Annotated in this window: 17 protein-coding genes and 1 other RNA gene; 6 read left to right on the plus strand and 12 right to left on the minus strand. The window is 65.5% G+C overall.

Annotation, left to right across the window (positions count from 1 at the left end; translation table 11 throughout):
- Positions 1-111: 111 nt before the first annotated feature.
- From lapB to gyrA, 10 genes are all read right to left on the minus strand, one after another.
- On the minus strand, positions 112-1,281 hold the full coding sequence (lapB, locus tag BM004_RS05415; RefSeq protein ID WP_093211684.1) for a lipopolysaccharide assembly protein LapB: 1,170 nt from the start codon (positions 1,279-1,281) through the stop codon (positions 112-114).
- Entirely contained in the window at positions 1,271-1,606 is a 336-nt protein-coding gene (locus tag BM004_RS05420) for a LapA family protein (protein WP_093124567.1), read from the minus strand. The genes lapB and BM004_RS05420 overlap by 11 nt, the downstream gene beginning before the upstream one ends.
- Positions 1,607-1,672: 66 nt before the next feature.
- Positions 1,673-1,999 (minus strand): integration host factor subunit beta, encoded by a 327-nt coding sequence (locus tag BM004_RS05425; RefSeq protein ID WP_093124570.1) that lies wholly within the window; start codon positions 1,997-1,999, stop codon positions 1,673-1,675.
- A 71-nt stretch (positions 2,000-2,070) separates the two neighbouring features.
- Positions 2,071-3,759, minus strand: coding sequence for a 30S ribosomal protein S1 (gene rpsA, locus BM004_RS05430; protein ID WP_081266812.1), 1,689 nt, complete (start codon positions 3,757-3,759; stop codon positions 2,071-2,073).
- A 241-nt stretch (positions 3,760-4,000) separates the two neighbouring features.
- Positions 4,001-6,049, minus strand: coding sequence for a bifunctional 3-phosphoshikimate 1-carboxyvinyltransferase/cytidylate kinase (locus tag BM004_RS05435; protein WP_093211686.1), 2,049 nt, complete (start codon positions 6,047-6,049; stop codon positions 4,001-4,003).
- 1 nt (position 6,050) lies between these two features.
- Positions 6,051-6,941, minus strand: coding sequence for a prephenate dehydrogenase (locus BM004_RS05440; RefSeq protein ID WP_093211688.1), 891 nt, complete (start codon positions 6,939-6,941; stop codon positions 6,051-6,053).
- Positions 6,942-6,960: 19 nt separating this feature from the next.
- Positions 6,961-8,085, minus strand: a complete 1,125-nt coding sequence (pheA, locus tag BM004_RS05445; RefSeq protein WP_093124577.1) for a prephenate dehydratase — start codon at positions 8,083-8,085, stop codon at positions 6,961-6,963.
- Between the two features lie 30 nt (positions 8,086-8,115).
- Positions 8,116-9,183, minus strand: a complete 1,068-nt coding sequence (serC, locus tag BM004_RS05450; protein WP_256219809.1) for a 3-phosphoserine/phosphohydroxythreonine transaminase — start codon at positions 9,181-9,183, stop codon at positions 8,116-8,118.
- Between the two features lie 73 nt (positions 9,184-9,256).
- Positions 9,257-9,781, minus strand: a complete 525-nt coding sequence (locus BM004_RS05455; RefSeq protein WP_256219788.1) for a DUF2059 domain-containing protein — start codon at positions 9,779-9,781, stop codon at positions 9,257-9,259.
- Between the two features lie 47 nt (positions 9,782-9,828).
- Entirely contained in the window at positions 9,829-12,474 is a 2,646-nt protein-coding gene (gene gyrA / locus BM004_RS05460) for a DNA gyrase subunit A (protein WP_093124584.1), read from the minus strand.
- Between the two features lie 224 nt (positions 12,475-12,698).
- Between gyrA and ompA the strand changes: the two genes are divergently transcribed.
- The 4 genes from ompA (at position 12,699) to ssrA (ending at position 15,277) form a co-directional block, all read left to right on the plus strand.
- Positions 12,699-13,349 carry an outer membrane protein OmpA gene (ompA, locus tag BM004_RS05465; RefSeq protein WP_093211692.1) on the plus strand — a complete coding sequence of 217 codons (651 nt, stop codon included), beginning with the start codon at positions 12,699-12,701 and terminating at the stop codon, positions 13,347-13,349.
- Between the two features lie 128 nt (positions 13,350-13,477).
- A complete protein-coding gene (gene ubiG / locus BM004_RS05470; RefSeq protein ID WP_093211694.1) occupies positions 13,478-14,215 on the plus strand; it encodes a bifunctional 2-polyprenyl-6-hydroxyphenol methylase/3-demethylubiquinol 3-O-methyltransferase UbiG in 738 nt (245 codons plus the stop codon).
- Positions 14,212-14,880 carry an HAD family hydrolase gene (locus tag BM004_RS05475; RefSeq protein ID WP_177206357.1) on the plus strand — a complete coding sequence of 223 codons (669 nt, stop codon included), beginning with the start codon at positions 14,212-14,214 and terminating at the stop codon, positions 14,878-14,880. Before ubiG ends, BM004_RS05475 begins: the two co-directional genes overlap by 4 nt.
- Positions 14,881-14,892: 12 nt before the next feature.
- Positions 14,893-15,277, plus strand: a transfer-messenger RNA (tmRNA) gene (ssrA, locus tag BM004_RS05480).
- Between the two features lie 219 nt (positions 15,278-15,496).
- On the opposite strand, the gene BM004_RS41905 is transcribed toward ssrA, so the two are convergent.
- Together BM004_RS41905 and BM004_RS05490 are read right to left on the minus strand one after the other, a co-directional pair.
- Positions 15,497-15,625, minus strand: a complete 129-nt coding sequence (locus tag BM004_RS41905; protein WP_256219790.1) for a hypothetical protein — start codon at positions 15,623-15,625, stop codon at positions 15,497-15,499.
- An 87-nt stretch (positions 15,626-15,712) separates the two neighbouring features.
- Positions 15,713-15,988 carry a hypothetical protein gene (locus BM004_RS05490; RefSeq protein ID WP_093125210.1) on the minus strand — a complete coding sequence of 92 codons (276 nt, stop codon included), beginning with the start codon at positions 15,986-15,988 and terminating at the stop codon, positions 15,713-15,715.
- Between the two features lie 53 nt (positions 15,989-16,041).
- Here BM004_RS05490 and BM004_RS05495 point away from each other — a divergent pair, with 53 nt between their 5' ends.
- Positions 16,042-16,335 carry a hypothetical protein gene (locus tag BM004_RS05495; RefSeq protein WP_093211700.1) on the plus strand — a complete coding sequence of 98 codons (294 nt, stop codon included), beginning with the start codon at positions 16,042-16,044 and terminating at the stop codon, positions 16,333-16,335.
- 216 nt (positions 16,336-16,551) lie between these two features.
- A complete protein-coding gene (locus BM004_RS05500; protein WP_093211702.1) occupies positions 16,552-18,159 on the plus strand; it encodes a class I SAM-dependent methyltransferase in 1,608 nt (535 codons plus the stop codon).
- Positions 18,160-18,161: the final 2 nt, after the last annotated feature.

Here is an 18,161-nt window from a genome sequence, read left to right on the forward strand (position 1 = left end):
ATGACTGACAGCCGACAAGAACGCCGGCTTGGGCTCAACGGGGGCAGGGAGCAGGGCGTTGACGCGCGAAAGCATGGCCTGCGTTCGCGTGACCATTGTTCAAAACCGTGATCAAAGTTCCTCGACGCGGCGCGGCGGATAGCTGTCCCAGGCCTGGCAGCCGGGGCAGTGCCAGAAGTACTGGTGCGCCTCGAAACCGCAGGCGGCGCAGCGGTAGCGCATGAGCGGCCGCGTGGCCTGGTCGAGCGCGCGTTGCACCTGCGGGTGGAACTGCTCGTGCTCGAAGCGCTCGCCCGCCAGCCAGCGCGAGGCGGCCACCAGCGAGGGCTGCTGCGCCAGGTGCGCGATGTAGCCGTCGCGCGGCGCGGGGTCCGGTGCCTCGGCGGTGGCGCTCGGCGTACCGCCGAGGGCGATCATGGCCTCGAGCACGTCGATGGAGGGCGACTCGACGTAGCGCCGCTGCAGCAACGCGAGCGCGTCGGCTTCGCGGTGCGCGGCCACGGCGGCTTGCTGCAGCGTGGCGGCATACAGCGGCAGCGCCAGCGGTGCGGTGTCGCTCAGGGCCACGAGCGTGTCGAAGGCCGCGTTCGCGTCGCCGTTGCGCAGCTGCAGGTTGGCGGTGTCGATGGCGGGACGCGGTGCCTGCGGCGCCAGGTCGACCGCCGCCACCAGCAGCTTCGCGGCGCCGGGCAGGTCGCCGGCGGCCACGCGCTCGGTGGCTTGTTCGCACAGGTGGTGCGCGCGGCGCGTGCTGTAGCTGGCCTGGTCGGACTCGTCGAGCTTTTGCGCCACGTCGGCGGCCTGCGCCCATTCGCGCGAGCGTTCGTAGATGGCCAGCAGCGACAGGCGGGCCTCGTTCTCGTAGCGCGTGCCTTCGAGCTTCTGCAACGCGGCTTCGGCGCGGTCGAGCAGGCCGGCGCGCAGGAAGTCTTGCGCCAGTGCGTGCTGGGCGCGTTCGCGGTCGCTGCGGCTCAGGTCGCCGCGGCCCAGCAGGTGCTCGTGCACGCGCACCGCGCGCTGGTACTCGCCGCGGCGGCGAAACAGGTTGCCGAGCGCGAAGTGCAGCTCCTGCGTGTCGGGGTCGTTCTGCACGGCCTCGATGAAGGCGTCGATGGCCTGGTCCTGCTGCTCGTTGAGCAGGAAGTTGAGGCCGCGGAAGTAGGCCTTGGGCGCCTGGCGGTTCTCCAGCCTGAGTTGCCGGATGTCGAAGCGCGATGCGAGCCAGCCCAGCACGAAGGCGACGGGCAGGCTGATCAGCAGCCAGCTGGGATCAAAGTCCATGTTGACGTACGGCGGGAAGGTCGGTGGCGGTGATGGACGGCGCCGCTGCGGTCGCAGGCGAGGCGGCCAACGGCACGGGTGGCTGGGCTTCGGTGGTGGCCGGCAGCTGCGCCGCGGCGGCGCGGTGTTTCCACCAGCCGGGCAGCATGCCCAGTGCACCGACGACGAGCCCGCCGGCAAAGGCCGCGAGCACCACGAGCACCAGCGGCGCGCGCCAGTAGGTGCCGAAGAAGAAGTACACGGTCGCGTCGTGCTGGTTGTTCAGCGCGAAAGCGAAGAGCGTAAAAAAAATGGCTGCCTTGAGCAGCCACAGGAGGTATTTCATGCACGTTCCCGTTGGCGGGACGATTCTACGTTTGCAGCCATCGGGGCAGCCTTGCCGTCCGTGCCGTCAGCCCTTGCGGGCCACGGCTTCCTTGCCGGCGTCGAGCTCCGCGGTCTTCGCGTCGACGGCTTCGCGCAGCGCCTTGCCGGGCTTGAAGTGCGGCACCCGCTTTTCGGGAATCTGCACGCTCTCGCCCGAACGCGGGTTGCGGCCGATGCGCGGCGGACGCCGGTTGACCGAGAAGCTGCCGAAGCCACGGATCTCGATGCGGTGTCCGCGCACCAGTGCGTCGCTCATCGCGTCGAGGATGGTCTTGACGGCGTATTCGGCATCGCGGTGCGTGAGCTGTGCAAAACGCGCTGCGAGTTCTTCGACGAGGTCTGAGCGTGTCATAGGCCAAACAAAAACGTGGACGAAAAAAAAGACAGAGCGGCCCCAGGGCCTGCTCTGTCTTCGGACTCAGCTTACTTGTTGTCGCTGTTGTCGAGCTTGGCGCGTAGCAGGGCGCCCAGGCTCGTCGTGCCCGCGTTCTCGCGTGCCGACTGCTGGCTCAGGCTGGCCATGGCGCCTTGTTCGTCGACCATGTCCTTCTGCTTGATCGACAGCTGGATGTTGCGGGTCTTGCGATCCACATTCACAACGATGGCGGTGACTTCGTCGCCTTCCTTCAGCACGTTGCGGGCATCTTCCACGCGGTCGCGCGAGATTTCCGAAGCACGCAGGTAGCCGATGATGTCTTCGCCGAGGTCGATTTCAGCGCCGCGGGCGTCCACGGTCTTGACCTTGCCGGTCACGATCTGGCCCTTGTCGTTCACGGTGGTGAACGTGGTGAACGGGTCGCTGTCGAGTTGCTTGATGCCCAGCGAGATGCGCTCGCGGTCGACATCCACAGCCAGCACGATCGCTTCGACTTCCTGGCCCTTCTTGTAGTTGCGAACGGCGGTTTCGCCGGCTTCGTTCCACGAGAGGTCCGAGAGGTGAACCAGGCCGTCGATGCCGGCAGCCAGACCCACGAACACGCCGAAGTCGGTGATCGACTTGATCGGGCCCTTGACGCGGTCGCCACGCTTCGTGTTCTGAGCGAACTCTTGCCACGGGTTGGCCTTGCACTGCTTCATGCCCAGGCTGATGCGGCGCTTGTCTTCGTCGATTTCCAGGACCATGACTTCGACTTCATCGCCCAGCGAGACGATCTTGTTCGGAGCGATGTTCTTGTTGGTCCAGTCCATTTCGGAGACGTGCACCAGGCCTTCGATGCCGGGTTCGAGTTCGACGAACGCGCCGTAGTCGGCAATGTTCGTGACCTTGCCGAACAGGCGGGTCGATTGCGGGTAGCGGCGCGAAACGCCCATCCACGGGTCGTCACCCATTTGCTTCAGACCCAGCGAGACACGGTTCTTTTCGGTGTCGAACTTGAGGATCTTGGCGGTGATTTCCTGGCCGGCCTGAACGACTTCGCTCGGGTGGCGAACACGGCGCCATGCCATGTCGGTGATGTGCAGCAGGCCGTCGATGCCGCCGAGGTCCACGAACGCACCGTATTCGGTGATGTTCTTGACCACGCCGCGCACGACTGCGCCTTCCTTCAGCGTTTCCATCAGCTTGGCGCGTTCTTCGCCCATGCTGGCTTCGACCACGGCACGGCGCGACAGCACGACGTTGTTGCGCTTGCGGTCGAGCTTGATGACCTTGAATTCGAGGGTCTTGTTCTCGTACGGGGTCAGGTCCTTGATCGGACGCGTGTCGATCAGCGAGCCCGGCAGGAACGCGCGGATGCCGTTGACCAGGACGGTCAGGCCGCCCTTGACCTTGCCGCTGGTGGTGCCGGTGACGAAGTCGCCCGATTCCAGCGCCTTCTCCAGGGCGAGCCACGAAGCCAGACGCTTGGCGGTGTCGCGCGAGAGGATGGTGTCGCCGTAGCCGTTTTCAACGCTGCCGATGGCAACGGAAACGAAGTCGCCGGCCTGAACTTCGAGTTCGCCCTTGTCGTTCTTGAACTCTTCGATCGGCACATACGCTTCGGACTTCAGACCGGCGTTGACGACGACGTGGTTGTGTTCGACACGCACGACTTCGGCCGTGATGACCTCGCCGGTGCGCATTTCGGAACGCTTCAGGGACTCTTCGAACAGATCGGCAAAAGATTCAGACATTTATGGTTCCTTCCGTCAGGCAGGGTTGGCAGGCGCTCTTGCGAAATTGCGTGCGGCTGCTGTGGGTCTGTAGACGGCGGTTTGGTGGGCGTGAGCCCGGGTTCGTTGAACAACCAGCAGGCCGGTGCGCTGTCGCGCGAAGAGAGCCTGCTGGAGCGGTATGCACCCGCTGAACATCTTTGGATGTTCCGTCGGGCGCCAGCTTTTCAAGCGGACCTGAAAAGCTGTCACTTCCAACCGTTCAAGCGGGCTTGAACGGCTGAATTTCTTGCCACCAGTCCAACACCTGGTCGATCGATTGCTCGATGGAAAGCTGGGAGTTGTCGAGGTGGCGAGCGTCCTGCGCCGGCTTCAGAGGGGCGACGCTGCGGGAAGAGTCCCGGGCGTCACGTGCTTCCAAGTCGGAGCGAAGACTGTCGAGTGTAGTCGAAATACCCTTTGAAATCAACTGCTTATGGCGCCGTTCGGCACGCTGCGCGGCGCTGGCCGTAAGGAACACCTTGAGGGTCGCGTCGGGGAAGATCACGGTGCCCATGTCGCGCCCGTCGGCCACCAGGCCGGGCAGCTCACGGAAGCGCTGCTGGAGTGCCAGGAGGGCCGCGCGCACGGCCGGCAGCGTGGAGACACGGGAGGCGTCCATGCCGGCGGCTTCGGTGCGGATGTCCTCGCTGACGTCCTCGCCGGCCAGCAGCACCTTGCCCTCGGTGAACTGCAGGGGCAGGGCGGCCGCCATGGCGGCGATCTGCGCTTCGTGCTGGGTTTCGGCCGTCAAGCCGGCGCGTCGCATGGCCAGGCCGGTCACGCGGTACAGCGAGCCCGAGTCGAGGTAGTGGTAGCCCAGCAGCCGCGCCACTTCTGCGGCCAGCGTGCCCTTGCCGGAGGCGGTCGGCCCGTCGATGCAGATCACCGGCACCTCGGCGGCCTCGGCCACCGAGAACAGGGTTTCGAAGTAGTCGGGGAAGGTCTTGGCGACGCAGTGCGGATCGAGCATGCGCACCGGCACGCCGGCCGGATTGAACGCCGCCAGCGAGAAGCACATGGCCACGCGGTGGTCGTCGTAGGTGCGGATGCTGGCCGGGCGCCAGCCGGCCTGCGCCAGCGGGTGCACGCGGATGAAGTCGGGCCCGGCCTCGACGGCGGCGCCGAGCTTGCGCAGCTCGTTGGCCATGGCGTCGATGCGGTCGGTTTCCTTCACGCGCCAGCTCGCGATGTTGCGCAGCGTGGTCGGGCCGTCGGCATAGAGCGCCATCACGGCCAGCGTCATGGCGGCGTCGGGGATGTGGTTCGCGTCGAGGTCGATGGCCTTCAGCGGCCAGGCGCCGCGGCGGATCTCGAGCCAGTTCGGGCCGCTGTCGACCAGCGCGCCCATCTGGCGGGCCGCGTCGATGAAGCGGATGTCGCCCTGGATCGAATCGGCGCCCACGCCTTCGATGCGGATGCCATTTTTGCCCAACACGCCCGTCGCTATTGCGCCCAGCGCTATGAAATAGCTAGCAGACGAGGCGTCGGCCTCGACGTGGATGTCGCCCGGTGAGCTGTAGCTGCTGCCGGCGGGAATGGTGAAGCGCTCCCAGCCGTCGCGCCGCACCTGGATGCCGAAGCGGGCCAGCAGGTTCAGCGTGATCTCGATGTAGGGCTTGGAGATCAGCTCGCCGACCACCTCGATCACGATGTCGCCGGCCGCCGCGAGCGGCAGCGCCAGCAGCAGGGCGGTGAGGAACTGGCTCGACACGTCGCCGCGCACGCGGATCGGGGTGTCGAGCATCAGCTCGCCGTGCGGCACGGGGTGGATGCGCAGCGGCGGGTAGCCGGGGTTGCCGAGGTAGTCGATGCGGCAGCCGAGCTGGGTGAGCGCGTCGACCAGGTCGCCGATCGGGCGCTCGTGCATGCGCGGCACGCCGCTGAGTTCGAACTCGCCGCCCAGCAGCGACAGCGCCGCCGTCAGCGGCCGCATGGCCGTGCCGGCATTGCCCAGGAACAGCGCAAGCAGCGCCCCGCCGGGCTTCAGCTGGCCGCCGAGACCGGTCACGCGCAGCGTGCTGCCGCCGGCCGCGTCGGTTGCATCGGTCGTGTCGGCCGCGTCGCGCACCACGCCGCAGCCGAGTGCGCGCAGGGCGTCGAGCATCACGCGGGTGTCGTCGGAGTCGAGCAGGTCGTGGATGGTGGTGGTGCCGCTGGCCAGCGCGGCGAGCAGCAGCACGCGGTTGGAGATGCTCTTGGAGCCCGGCAGCCGGACCGTGCCGGCAGCGCCCGCGAGGGGCGGGAGGTCGAGGAAGGCTGTCGAGAACATGTCAGGCGTCCTGCTGCTGCGACGAGGTGTCGGTGGCCGGCTTCCAGCGTGCACGCGTCTTGCTGGCGGCCGCGATCGACTGCTCGATGGCCTGCATGTCGCCCGCCTTCATGAGTGCCTCGAAGTCGTCCAGCGCCTTGCGAAAGGCCTGCGACTGTTGCAGCACCTGCTCGCGGTTGGCCATCAGCACGTCGCGCCACATGACCGGGTCGCTCGCGGCAATGCGCGAGAAGTCGCGAAAGCCGGGGCCGCCGAGGCTCAGGAAACGCTCGCCCAGCGGTTGCGCAGCCAGGCCGTTGATGTACGCGAAGGCCAGCAGGTGCGGCAGGTGGCTCACGGCGGCGAAGGCGCCGTCGTGCTCCTCGTGCGTCATGGTGATCACGTTGGCGCCGATACCGCTCCACACCTGCGAGGCGCGCTGCACGTTGGAGCGCAGCGTGGTCTTGACCGGCGTCAGCACGACCTGGCGGCCGGTGAAGAGAGACGCTTCGGCGTGCTCGATGCCCGACAGCTCCTTACCGGCGATCGGATGCGCTGGAACGAAGCTGGAGAACTGCTTTTGCAGCCCGTTGCGCGCCGCCTCGATCACGTCGCCCTTGGTCGACCCGACGTCCATCACCAGCGTGTCGGCCGAGATGCCGTGGCGGATGGCCTTGAAAGTGGCTTCCGATGCGGCCACCGGCACCGCCAGCAGCACGATGTCGGCGCCCGACACCGCCAGCAGCGCGGAAGGCGCGGCCACGTCGATCACGCCGAGCTGGCGCGCCCGTTCGGTGGTGGAGGGCGACTTGCTGTAGCCCACCACGCGTTTCACCAGCTTGGCGCGCTTGAGCGCGAGCGCGAAGGAGCCGCCCATCAGGCCGCAGCCGATCAGTCCCAGTTGTTCGAACATGCTTCTGCTTGCCTGCCGCTCAGGCCTTGACGGGGTAGGCGCCGAGCACCTTGTAGAACGCGCAGAGACCGCGCAGCTCGGCCAGCGCCGCGGCCACGTTGGGCTGCGAGGGGTGGCCGTCGAGGTCGATGTAGAAGTAGTACTCCCACTGGCCGGTGCGCGCGGGACGCGACTCGAAGCGCGTCATCGACACGTTGTTGGCCTTCAGCGGCACCAGCAGGTCGTGCACGGCGCCGGGGCGGTTCGGCACCGAGACGATCAGGCTCGTGCAGTCGCGGCCCGAGGCCGGCGGCATGGCCAGCGTCTGCGGCAGGCAGATCACCGAGAAGCGGGTGCGGTTGTACGAGTCGTCCTGGATGGCATGCGCCACGATGTGCAGGCCGAAGCGGGTGGCGGCGCGTTCGCCGGCCAGCGCGGCCCAGGCCGGGTTGGTGGCCGCGAGGCGGGCGCCTTCGGCGTTGCTCGACACGGCGCGCCGCTCGGCGTTGGGCAGGTGCTTGGACAGCCAGGTCTGGCACTGGGCCAGCGCCTGCGGATGGGCCAGCACGGCCTCGACGCCTTCGAGCGAGTTGCTGCTGCGCAGCAGGTGGTGGCGAACCAGCAGGCTGACTTCGCCGACGACATGGGTGGGGGAGTGCAGGAACAGGTCGAGCGAGCGCGTCACCACGCCTTCGGTCGAGTTCTCGACGCCGACCACGCCGTACTGGGCGCTGCCCGCGGCGGTGGCGTGGAACACCTCGTCGAAGCTGGCGCAGTAGATCAGGTCGGCGGCGCCGCCGAAGTACTCGATGGCGGCCTGTTCGCAGAAGGTGCCTTCGGGGCCGAGCACGGCCACGCGTTGCGGCGACTCGAGCGCCAGGCAGGCCGACATGATCTCGCGCCAGATGGCCGCGACATGGAGGTCCTTGAGCGGACCGCCATTGCTCTTCTGCATCTTGTCGATGACCTGCGCCACGCGATCGGGGCGGAAGAACGGCGTGCCCTCGCGCTTCTTCACCTCGCCCACCAGTTCGGCCACATGGGCCCGCTCGTTGAGCAGGCTCAGCAGTCGCTGGTCGAGCGAGTCGATCTGCACGCGCAGATCGGACAGGCTTTCGGATTTATCGGAAGGAGAAGAGGGTGGTGTGGGTGCGGAATCGGTCATCGGTGCGAGCAACTGAGCGGGGGCGCGCGACTAGGCGTGCGATCGCTCGAATTCTCGCATGTAGCCCACAAGGGCCTGCACCCCTTCCAGCGGCATGGCGTTGTAAATGCTGGCGCGCATGCCGCCGACCGACTTGTGGCCCTTGAGCTGGAGCAGCTCCGCCTTGCGTGCGCCCGCCAGGAAGGCCTCGTTGCGGCCCTCGTCGGCCAGGAAGAACGGCACGTTCATGCGCGAACGGCAGCTCGCATCGATGCGGTTGGCGTAGAAGTCGGAACCGTCGATGAAGTCGTACAGCAGCTTCGCCTTGGCGATGTTGCGCTGCTCCATGGCGGCCACGCCGGTGAACTCGCCTTCCTTTTGCTGCAACAGCCACTGGAAGGTGAGTCCGGCCATGTAGATGCCCCAGGTCGGCGGGGTGTTGTACATGGAGTTGTTGTCGGCCACGGTCTTGTAGTTGAACGCGCTCGGGCAAATTTCGAGTGCGCGTCCCAGCAGGTCGTCGCGCACGACCACGATGGTCAGGCCGGCGGGGCCGAGGTTCTTCTGGGCGCCGCCGAAGGCCAGGCCCACGCGCGACCAGTCGACGCTGCGCGAGGCGACGTGCGACGAGAAATCGATGACCAGCGGCGCGTCGCTTCCGAGCGCGGCCAGGTCGGGCAGTTGCTGGAACTCGATGCCGTTGATGGTCTCGTTGGTGCACACGTGCACGTACGAGGCATCCTTGGCGAGTTGCCAGGTCGAGGGATCGGGAAGCTTGGTGTGCTGGTCGTCGGCATTGCTCGCGGCCACGCGCGCCGTGCAATAGCGCTGCGCTTCCTTGTACGACTTGATGCTCCAGCTGCCGGTGATGACGAAGTCGGCGGCGGTGCCGCGCGACAGGTTCAACGGCACGATGGCGTTTTCGCCCAGTCCGCCACCCTGCATGAACAGGATGTGAAAGTTCGAAGGGATGGCCAGCAGCGCGCGGATGTCGGCTTCGGCCTGGGTGCAGATCGCACCGAACTCCTTGCCGCGATGGCTCATTTCCATCACGCTCATGCCGCTGCCCTGCCAGTCGAGCATGTCGGCGGCGGCGCGTTGCAGCACCGCTTCCGGCATGGCAGCCGGACCGGCCGAGAAGTTGTAGGGGCGCTTGCCGGCCGGCGTCTGCTGCTGCTGGGTCACGTTGGTCTTACTTCTTGGCTGGTGCCTTGGCGGGAGCCTTGGCTGCGGGGGCTTCGGTGGGGGCGCCGAGTGCCTTGGCAACGTTCTCGTCGAGTGCGCGCATCTTGGGTTCGATGCTGGCGCGCGTGTCGGACACGAGCTTTTCCGTCAGTGCGGTCTGCATCTTCGGGTTCAGGTCCTGGTACTTCTTGCTCAGGGGCGAGTTGATCCAGGCCAGCAGTTGCTTGAGCTCGTCTTCGCTGAAGTTCTGCTCGAGCAGCGGGGTCAGTGCGCCGGGAGCCAGTTGAATGGCCTTGTCGCGAACGATCGGGTAGGCGTCGTCGAAGTACTTCTTCAGCTCTGCGTCGGCAGCCTTGGCGGCCGATTCACGCTTGGCTTCGGGCACTTGCGTCTGCAGGTACTGCGAACCCGCCTGTGCGATCGGAGCGCTCGACTGCTCGACCAGGCCGCGCGCCAGCGATTCGATGCCGGGGCGTTGGATGTCGATGAACTGCTTGATGAGCGCGGCCTTGTCCTGGGCCATTGCGGCCATGGAACTGCCAGCCAGGGCGACCGTCAGAAGTGCGAGTTTGATTTTTTTCACTGAGGATTCTCCGTTGAAGATGAGGATGCATCGTCCGCGTCCGGCTCAGATTCGCCGTTGGCGTCATTTTCGACAATGCGTTGAAGACCGCTGAGTTTGGCGCCTTCGTCGAGACCGATGAGCGTAACGCCTTGCGTTGCGCGACCCAGTTCGCGAATCTCGGCAACCCGGGTGCGCACGAGCACACCCTTGTCGGTGATGAGCATGATCTCATCATCGGCATGAACGAGAGTGGCAGCCACGACCTTGCCGTTGCGCTCACTCTGTTGAATCGCAATCATGCCCTTGGTTCCGCGGCCGTGACGCGTGTATTCGGTAATGCTTGTGCGCTTTCCGTAACCGTTTTCCGTGGCGGTGAGCACGCTTTGCAGCTCGTCCTCGGCCACCAGCATGGCGATCACGCCCTGTCCCGGATCCAGCGACATGCCGCGCACGCCGCGTGCATTGCGCCCCAGCGGACGGACGTCTTCCTCGTCGAAGCGCACGGCCTTGCCGCCGTCGCTGAAGAGCATCACGTCGTGCTTGCCGTCGGTCAGCGCGGCACCGATCAGGTAGTCGCCCTCGTCGAGGTTCACCGCAATGATGCCACCCTTGCGCGGGTTGCTGAACTCGTCGAGCGCGGTCTTCTTGACGGTGCCCATCGAGGTCGCCATGAACACGTACTGGTCAGCCGGGAAGACGCGCTTTTCGCCGGTCAGCGCCAGCACGACGTTGATCTTCTCGCCTTCCTGCAGCGGGAACATGTTCACGATGGGGCGGCCGCGCGAACCGCGCGAGCCCGCCGGCACTTCCCACACCTTGAGCCAGTAGAGCCGGCCGCGGTTGGAGAAGCACAGGATGTAGTCGTGCGTGTTGGCAATGAAGAGCTGGTCGATCCAGTCGTCTTCCTTGGTGGCGGTGGCCTGCTTGCCGCGGCCGCCGCGCTTCTGCGCGCGGTACTCGCCCAGCGGCTGGCTCTTGATGTAGCCGCTGTGCGAGAGCGTCACCACCATGTCGGTCGGGGTGATCAGGTCTTCGGTGGAGAGGTCGTAGGCGCTGTGCTCCACCTGGCTGCGGCGCGCGCCCACCTTCGACTGGCCGAACTCCTGCTTGATGGTGCCGAGCTCGTCGCCAATGATGGTCGAGACGCGCTCGGGCTTGGCCAGGATGTCGAGCAGGTCGTCGATCTCGGCCATGACGTCCTTGTACTCGGCGACGATCTTGTCCTGCTCGAGGCCGGTGAGGCGCTGCAGACGCATCTGCAGGATTTCCTGGGCTTGCGTTTCCGACAGGCGATAGAGGCCGTCGCCGCCCATGCCGTATTCGCGCTCGAGGCCTTCGGGACGGTAGTCGTCCGCGTTGATCACGCCGCCGTCGGCGCGCGAGCGTGTGAGCATTTCGCGCACCAGCTTGCTGTCCCAGCTGCGCGTCATGAGCTCGGCCTTGGCCACGGGCGGCGTGGGCGACTCGCGGATGATGCGGATGAACTCGTCGATGTTGGCCAGCGCCACCGCCAGGCCTTCGAGCACGTGGCCGCGTTCGCGGGCCTTGCGCAGCGTGAAGACGGTGCGGCGCGTGACCACTTCGCGGCGGTGCTGCAGGAAGACCTGGATCAGGTCCTTCAGGTTGCACAGCTTGGGCTGGCCGTCGACCAGCGCCACCATGTTGATGCCGAAGGTGTCCTGCAGCTGCGTCTGCTTGTACAGGTTGTTGAGCACCACCTCGGGCACTTCGCCGCGCTTGAGCTCGATCACCAGGCGCATGCCCGACTTGTCGGACTCGTCCTGGATGTGGCTGATGCCTTCGATCTTCTTCTCGTGCACCAGCTCGGCCATGCGCTCCTGCAGCGTCTTCTTGTTGACCTGGTAGGGGAGCTCGTCGACGATGATCGCCTGGCGCTGGCCGCGGTCGATGTCCTCGAAGTGGCACTTGGCGCGCATCACGACCTTGCCGCGGCCGGTGCGGTAGCCGTCCTTCACGCCGTTGATGCCATAGATGATGCCGGCGGTGGGGAAGTCGGGCGCGGGCACGATTTCCATCAGCTCGTCGATGCTGGCTTCGGGGTTGCGCAGCAGGTGGAGGCAGGCGTCCACCACTTCATTGAGGTTGTGCGGCGGAATATTGGTGGCCATGCCGACCGCAATACCGCCGGAGCCATTGACCAGCAAATTCGGCAGCTGGCTCGGCAGCACCTTGGGCTCTTTTTCGGAGCCGTCGTAATTGTCCTGAAAGTCGACAGTTTCCTTGTCGATATCGGCCAGCATTTCGTGCGCGATTTTCGCCAGCCGGATTTCCGTATAACGCATTGCGGCCGCGTTGTCTCCATCGACCGACCCGAAGTTGCCCTGGCCGTCCACCAGCATGTGGCGCATCGAGAAGTCCTGGGCCAGTCGCACGATGGTGTCGTAGACCGACTGGTCGCCGTGGGGGTGGTACTTACCGATGACGTCGCCGACGATACGGGCCGATTTCTTGTACGGCCGGTTCCAGTCGTTGTTGAGCTCGTGCATCGCGTAGAGCACGCGGCGGTGCACCGGCTTGAGGCCGTCACGGGCATCGGGAAGCGCTCGGCCCACGATCACGCTCATCGCGTAATCGAGATAGCTGCTGCGCATTTCCTCTTCGAGACTGATGGGCAGGGTTTCTTTTGCGAAGGAGGTCATGAGCAAGGGGCTGGCGGCAGGAACCCGAAATTTTACGCTGTGAGGGGTGTCGCACCGCCGCAACACAAGGCGCCTATTCCGCCTCCGTCCTACGTTTCCCGAGTGTCCAGCGGCCTGTTTGCCAAAGACCCTATGGCACAATCGCCTCAACGTTTTGGGTGGTGGTCACTTAAAGCGTCCTTGATTCGCAGCGCGGCTGCGGCTTTTTCCCCAAGAGGAGAACCATGAAGAAACTGAATAAAGTGGCGATGATGTTTGCAGTCGCTGCGCTCGCCACTGCCGCCGGCGCGCAGACCCGTGTCACCGCTGCGGACGGCGGTCCTACGATCGACAACTGGCAAAACGGCACCGGCGAACTGGTCTGGAAGAACGGCACGAATGAACTGTGCTGGCGCGATGCCAACTGGACGCCTGCTACGGCTGCCGCTGGTTGCGACGGTGCTCTGGTTCCTGCTGCTCCGGCCGCTGTTGCTCCGACCCCTGGCGCTCCGGTTGCTCCGGCCGCACCGCAAGTCGCCGCCAACAAGGTGACCTTCGCTGCTGACGCCTTCTTCGACTTCGACAAGTCGGTTCTGAAGCCTGAAGGTCGCGCCAAGCTGACCGATCTGGTCGAGAAGATCCGTGGTGTGAACCTCGAAGTCATCATCGCTGTGGGCCATACCGACTCGATCGGTACGGACGCCTACAACCAGCGTCTGTCGGTGCGTCGCGCCGAAGCCGTCAAGGCCTTCCTGGTCTCGAAGGGCATCGAACGCAACCGCGTCTACACCGAAGGCAAGGGCGAGAAGCAGCCAGTGGCTGACAACCGCACCAAGGAAGGCCGCGCCAAGAACCGTCGCGTGGAAATCGAAGTGGTTGGCACCCGCGCCAACTGATCGATCGATTCCATCGACCATGAAAACCCCGCTCAGGCGGGGTTTTTTTATGGCCGTCGAATTGGCGATTGGCCTTTGCCAAAGCCCATCCGGCGTTTATCGGACATTGCTCGTTTCATAATCTGTGCATGACAGAAAACGTGAATGCCGATCCGGCCGAACTGGCCAAGTTTTCAGAACTCGCGCACCGCTGGTGGGATTTGGAGAGCGAATTCCGCCCGCTGCATGAAATCAATCCTTTGCGACTGGAATGGATTGACGGTATTGCGCCTATTTCGCAGCGCCGTGTGCTCGATATCGGCTGCGGTGGCGGCATCTTGGCCGATTCGATGGCGCGCAAGGGCGCCGACGTGCTGGGCATCGACCTCGCCGGCAAGGCGCTCAAGGTCGCGCAGCTGCACGCGCTCGAGGCAGGTACGCGCGGCGTGAAGTACCAAGAGATCAGCGCCGAGGCGCTGGCCGCGGAGCAGCCGGGCAGTTTCGACGTGGTCACCTGCATGGAAATGCTGGAGCACGTGCCGCAGCCGGCCTCGGTCATCCAGGCCTGCGCCACGCTCGTGAAGCCTGGCGGCTGGGTGTTCTTCTCGACCATCAATCGCAGCCTGAAGTCCTTCATGCTGGCCATCGTGGGCGCCGAGTACGTGCTGGGCATGCTGCCGCGCGGCACGCATGAATATGCAAAGCTCATTCGCCCCAGCGAACTGGCCGGCTACTGCCGTGCTGCCAGCCTGGACCTGCGGCACACCCGCGGCATGGAGCACAACCCGTTGACCCGGCGGTACTGGCTCAGCGGCGATACCAGCGTCAACTACATGTTCGCCACGCAGAAGCCGGCGGAGCCAACAATGCAGGAATCGCAAGGATGATGGGCGCCGAGACGAAAGCCGTGCTGTTCGACCTGGACGGCACGCTGATCGACAGCGCCCCCGATCTCGGTGCCGCGGCCGACAAGATGCGCACCGATCGCGGCCTCGCGTCGTACCCGCTGGAGCGCTATCGGCCCATGGCCGGTGCGGGCGCGCGAGGCATGCTCGGCGTGGCCTTCGGCATCACGCCCGAGTCGCCGGAGTTCGAGGTGCTGCGCGAAGAGTTCTTCGTGACCTACGAGCGCCGCATGCTGCTCAACACGCAGGTGTTCGACGGCATCCAGGTGCTGATCGAGACGCTGCGGGATCAGGGGCTGCTGTGGGGCGTCGTCACGAACAAGTCGATGCGCTTCACCGATCCGCTGACGCGCGCGATTCCGCTGTTCGCCAGCGCGGGCGCGGTGGTGAGCGGCGACACCACGCCCTTCGCGAAACCGCACCCGGAGCCGCTGCACGAGGCCGCTCGCCGGCTTGGCGTGGCGTCCGAGGCGTGCATCTACGTCGGCGACGACGAGCGAGACATCATTGCGGGCCGCGCCGCCGGCATGAAAACGGTCGCCGCCACCTATGGCTACATGGGTTCCCAGGCCGACGCGGCGCTCTGGAACGCAGATGCTTCAATCTCTTCACCCCTTGAGCTCTTGAAGTTGCTCAATAGCGCCTAAAATGAGTCGCTTGGGGCTGCACTGGTTTCGACGTGGGTTCGGAATCGCAGCGGGGCATGTCGAGCTGAATGCGCTCGTAAAACAGATTCAAACAAACTAACTGCAAACGACGAACGTTTCGCACTCGCTGCTTAATTGCCAGTGAGCCTTGCAACAGTTGGCCGATGGGCTGGGCAAGGGGGTCTGGAGCAATCCTGACCTCCCGGCTGCAAGGATAATTACATGGGCTGGCTCCGATCCGGGTACCTTGGGTCGGGGCAAGAAAATAGGGTGCTGGCGTCCGGTGTAGCGTGTGACTGCGCGACTCCGGAAGCGAGACTTAAATCAGATCACTAAACATGTAGAACTGCGCGATGAAGGCTTGCGGACGGGGGTTCAAATCCCCCCAGCTCCACCACCATCTAGGACGGTCGACGTCAGCTGCAAACGCTGGCGCTTGACCTGAAACTCGGACCCTGTCGCGAACCGCTGGCAGGGTCTTTTTTCGTTTCTCTGTTCCATGCCGCGGCGATAAGGCACGTCAGAGTCGCCCGTACCGGGCCGTTCCTTGGCTCAGGGCGAGCTTTGGCCCCATCGGGCGCTGCGCAGTGCCCGGAGATTGCGGCTCAGCAGTTCTTCAGTTGCACTGGAACAGGACACCCTGTTCCGCAGGCGCCTTGCCGAGCCAGCGCGGTGACTTGCTTCTTGCGTCGCAGTAGTCCGAGGCCTGTACGTAGGTCATGGCGCGCAGGACGCCTTCGCGCACCTGTGTCACTTGGTTGGGAGGAGTCGAGCAGCCGGCCAGGACCAGGAGGGCAAGCGGAAGCAGTGTGCGCCAATTCATCGGGGCATTCTAAGACCGGGCATCGTTCGAACTGCGCTGGCGCCCCGGGTAGAGATACTTGAAGTAGTGGCCCGAATTGCCGAACAGCCGCCCTGCGAGCAGCACCGGATCCTCGTGCCTGTGCTTCTCGTAGAGCACCGGTCCCCAGATGATGAAGCCGTCGATGCTCAGGCTTCCTGGCGCCGGCTCGATCGCCTTCCACGCGTGAGCGAATTTCGAGATCCAGGCCAGCGCTTCCTTGAGCGCAAGGTTGGGTGGCGCAGTGGTTTCCTCGGCTTCGGGCATGGCGAACAACATCCTTGTTGAAAGACTGTACAAATATACAGTAAACTGGGCGCATGGAAAAAATGCCTGCCACGCTCTGGATCGCTGCCTGCGCGCACCGGCTGCAGCAGCGCTGGCACACGGTGGATGTGCTCGAACTCGAAGAAGTCGCGCGCGACCTGTGGCGCGACGACCGGTTACGCGCCATGTGGCCCGAAGAGGCCGCCGCCGACTGGCTGCGGCCCATCACCTCCAGCAGTTCCACCACCACTTGCGGCACCACTTCGGTCGCTAATTGCACCATCGCCTCGAATTTCTCCTTGACGGGTAAGCCGTCCCCCGCTGGTCAACCTGTGCGGGGGCCTTGACGCGCGCCACGCCGATAGGCTTTTGAAGCCCAGCCACACGGCTGGGCTTTTTTTGCCTTGCACGCGGCTGTCCTTCGCTGCCCCGCACGGCCCCGCTTTTTTTTGCCCGGACGCAACGCTATAGTCGGCCAGCGCTGTCACGTTGCACTCGCTGCAAGCATCTGCCGCTACACAAGGCAAGGCGTCTTGCCTGCCAGATCCCGAACAAGGACACCCGTGCCGGATTCCCTGACCTCCACGTTGACCCGTTACTACGACGAGGTGCCCTACGAGTCGCACCCGTTCCCTCAGTCGGCGATGGAGCACCTGGAAGCGCTGGCCTACCTCTTCGGACTCGACGCCCCCGACCCATCCAAAGCCCGCGTGCTCGAGCTGGGATGCGCCGCAGGCGGCAACCTGATTCCTTTCGCGGCGCGCCACCCCGAAGCCCGCGCCGTCGGTGTCGACCTGTCGCCGGTGCAGGTGGCGCAGGGCGTGGCGGCCATCGAGCGCGCGGGGCTGTCGAACATCGAGCTCAAGGCCTTCGACATTTCGCAGATCGACGCCTCGTTCGGCCAGTTCGACTACATCGTCTGCCATGGCGTGTACAGCTGGGTGCCCGGCCCGGTGCAGGAGGCGATCCTGCGCATCTGCGCGCAGAACCTCGCGCCCAACGGGGTGGCCTACGTGAGCTACAACGTCTACCCGGGCTGGAAGGCGCGCGAGATCGTGCGCGACGCCATGATCCTGCGCGGCGGGCCGCGCGACACGCCCGAGGAAAAGCTCTCCTACGCGCGCGGCATGCTCGAATTTCTCGAGCAGTCGGCCCGCGCCGACAGCGTGCTGAAGAAGACGCTCGACGAGACCATGCCGATCGTGCGCAGCGCCAACAGCGCCTACCTGCTGCACGAGTTCCTCGAGCCCTGCAACGCGCCGTGCTACTTCAAGGAGTTCGTCGCGCGCGCCGATGCGCAGGGCCTGGCCTATCTGTGCGACGCCGAGCCCTCGACCATGTTCGTGCAGAACTACGGCGAGAAGGTGCACGGCCCGCTGCTGCGCGAGTGCGGCGGCAGCCAGATCCTCATGGAGCAGTACCTCGACTTCCTGGTCAATCGCACCTTCCGCCAGACGGTGCTGGTGAAGCAGACGAATGCCGCCGGCATCCGCTACCGGCTCGATCCGGCACGCATCCGCGAGCTCGAGTTCGCGGGCCTGTTCTCCGCCGAAGGCGGCGGCGCGCTCACGCTCGACGCGCGCGAGCAGCCTTGCCATGCCATCCGTGGCCTCAAGGTCACGCTGCGGCTGCCGGTGCACAAGGCCGTGGCCGGCCTGCTCGAAGCGAACTACCCCGCATCGATGTCGCCGCGGGCGTTGATCGAAGGCGCGTCGAAGCTCACGGACCAGCCCCCGGCCGCCGTCGAGCCCGTGGTGATGGCGATGCTGGAGGAACTGCTGATCCTCGGCGCCTTGCGCATCCGCCGCACGCCGGTGCCCGCGGTCGCCGCGGTGTCCGAGCAGCCCCGCGCCTTGCCTGCCGTGCGCTCGTCTTCCGCCCTGCGCGCAGGGGCAGGCCACAGCGCGGGCGAGGCCTTCAGCATCTGCAACCAGTGGCATGAGTCGGTCGTGCTGTCGCTGCTCGAGCGCAGCCTGCTGCCGCTGCTGGACGGCACGCATTCGCACGAGGCGCTCGCCGAGCATCTCGAGGGCGAAGTGCGCAGCGACCGCCTGCGCTTCGTGAAGGACGACAAGCCGCTGACCGAGCCGTCGGCGGTGAAGGAATTTTCCCGCCAGCAGGTCGCGCTGGCACTGGCGAGCCTGCGGCGCAAGGCGCTGCTCACGGCCTGAAC

The sequence above is a fragment of the Variovorax sp. OK212 genome (assembly GCF_900112425.1).
Classification (GTDB): Bacteria; Pseudomonadota; Gammaproteobacteria; order Burkholderiales; family Burkholderiaceae_C; genus Variovorax.

Coding starts and splice junctions, on each gene's coding strand:
- lapB (WP_093211684.1), bottom strand. CDS start 1,281: ATGGACTTTGATCCCAGCTGGCTGCTGATCAGCCTGCCCGTCGCCTTC.
- BM004_RS05420 (WP_093124567.1), bottom strand. CDS start 1,606: ATGAAATACCTCCTGTGGCTGCTCAAGGCAGCCATTTTTTTTACGCTC.
- BM004_RS05425 (WP_093124570.1), bottom strand. CDS start 1,999: ATGACACGCTCAGACCTCGTCGAAGAACTCGCAGCGCGTTTTGCACAG.
- rpsA (WP_081266812.1), bottom strand. CDS start 3,759: ATGTCTGAATCTTTTGCCGATCTGTTCGAAGAGTCCCTGAAGCGTTCC.
- BM004_RS05435 (WP_093211686.1), bottom strand. CDS start 6,049: ATGTTCTCGACAGCCTTCCTCGACCTCCCGCCCCTCGCGGGCGCTGCC.
- BM004_RS05440 (WP_093211688.1), bottom strand. CDS start 6,941: ATGTTCGAACAACTGGGACTGATCGGCTGCGGCCTGATGGGCGGCTCC.
- pheA (WP_093124577.1), bottom strand. CDS start 8,085: ATGACCGATTCCGCACCCACACCACCCTCTTCTCCTTCCGATAAATCC.
- serC (WP_256219809.1), bottom strand. CDS start 9,183: ATGCCGGAAGCGGTGCTGCAACGCGCCGCCGCCGACATGCTCGACTGG.
- BM004_RS05455 (WP_256219788.1), bottom strand. CDS start 9,781: ATGGCCGCAATGGCCCAGGACAAGGCCGCGCTCATCAAGCAGTTCATC.
- gyrA (WP_093124584.1), bottom strand. CDS start 12,474: ATGACCTCCTTCGCAAAAGAAACCCTGCCCATCAGTCTCGAAGAGGAA.
- ompA (WP_093211692.1), top strand. CDS start 12,699: ATGAAGAAACTGAATAAAGTGGCGATGATGTTTGCAGTCGCTGCGCTC.
- ubiG (WP_093211694.1), top strand. CDS start 13,478: ATGACAGAAAACGTGAATGCCGATCCGGCCGAACTGGCCAAGTTTTCA.
- BM004_RS05475 (WP_177206357.1), top strand. CDS start 14,212: ATGATGGGCGCCGAGACGAAAGCCGTGCTGTTCGACCTGGACGGCACG.
- BM004_RS05490 (WP_093125210.1), bottom strand. CDS start 15,988: ATGCCCGAAGCCGAGGAAACCACTGCGCCACCCAACCTTGCGCTCAAG.
- BM004_RS05495 (WP_093211700.1), top strand. CDS start 16,042: ATGGAAAAAATGCCTGCCACGCTCTGGATCGCTGCCTGCGCGCACCGG.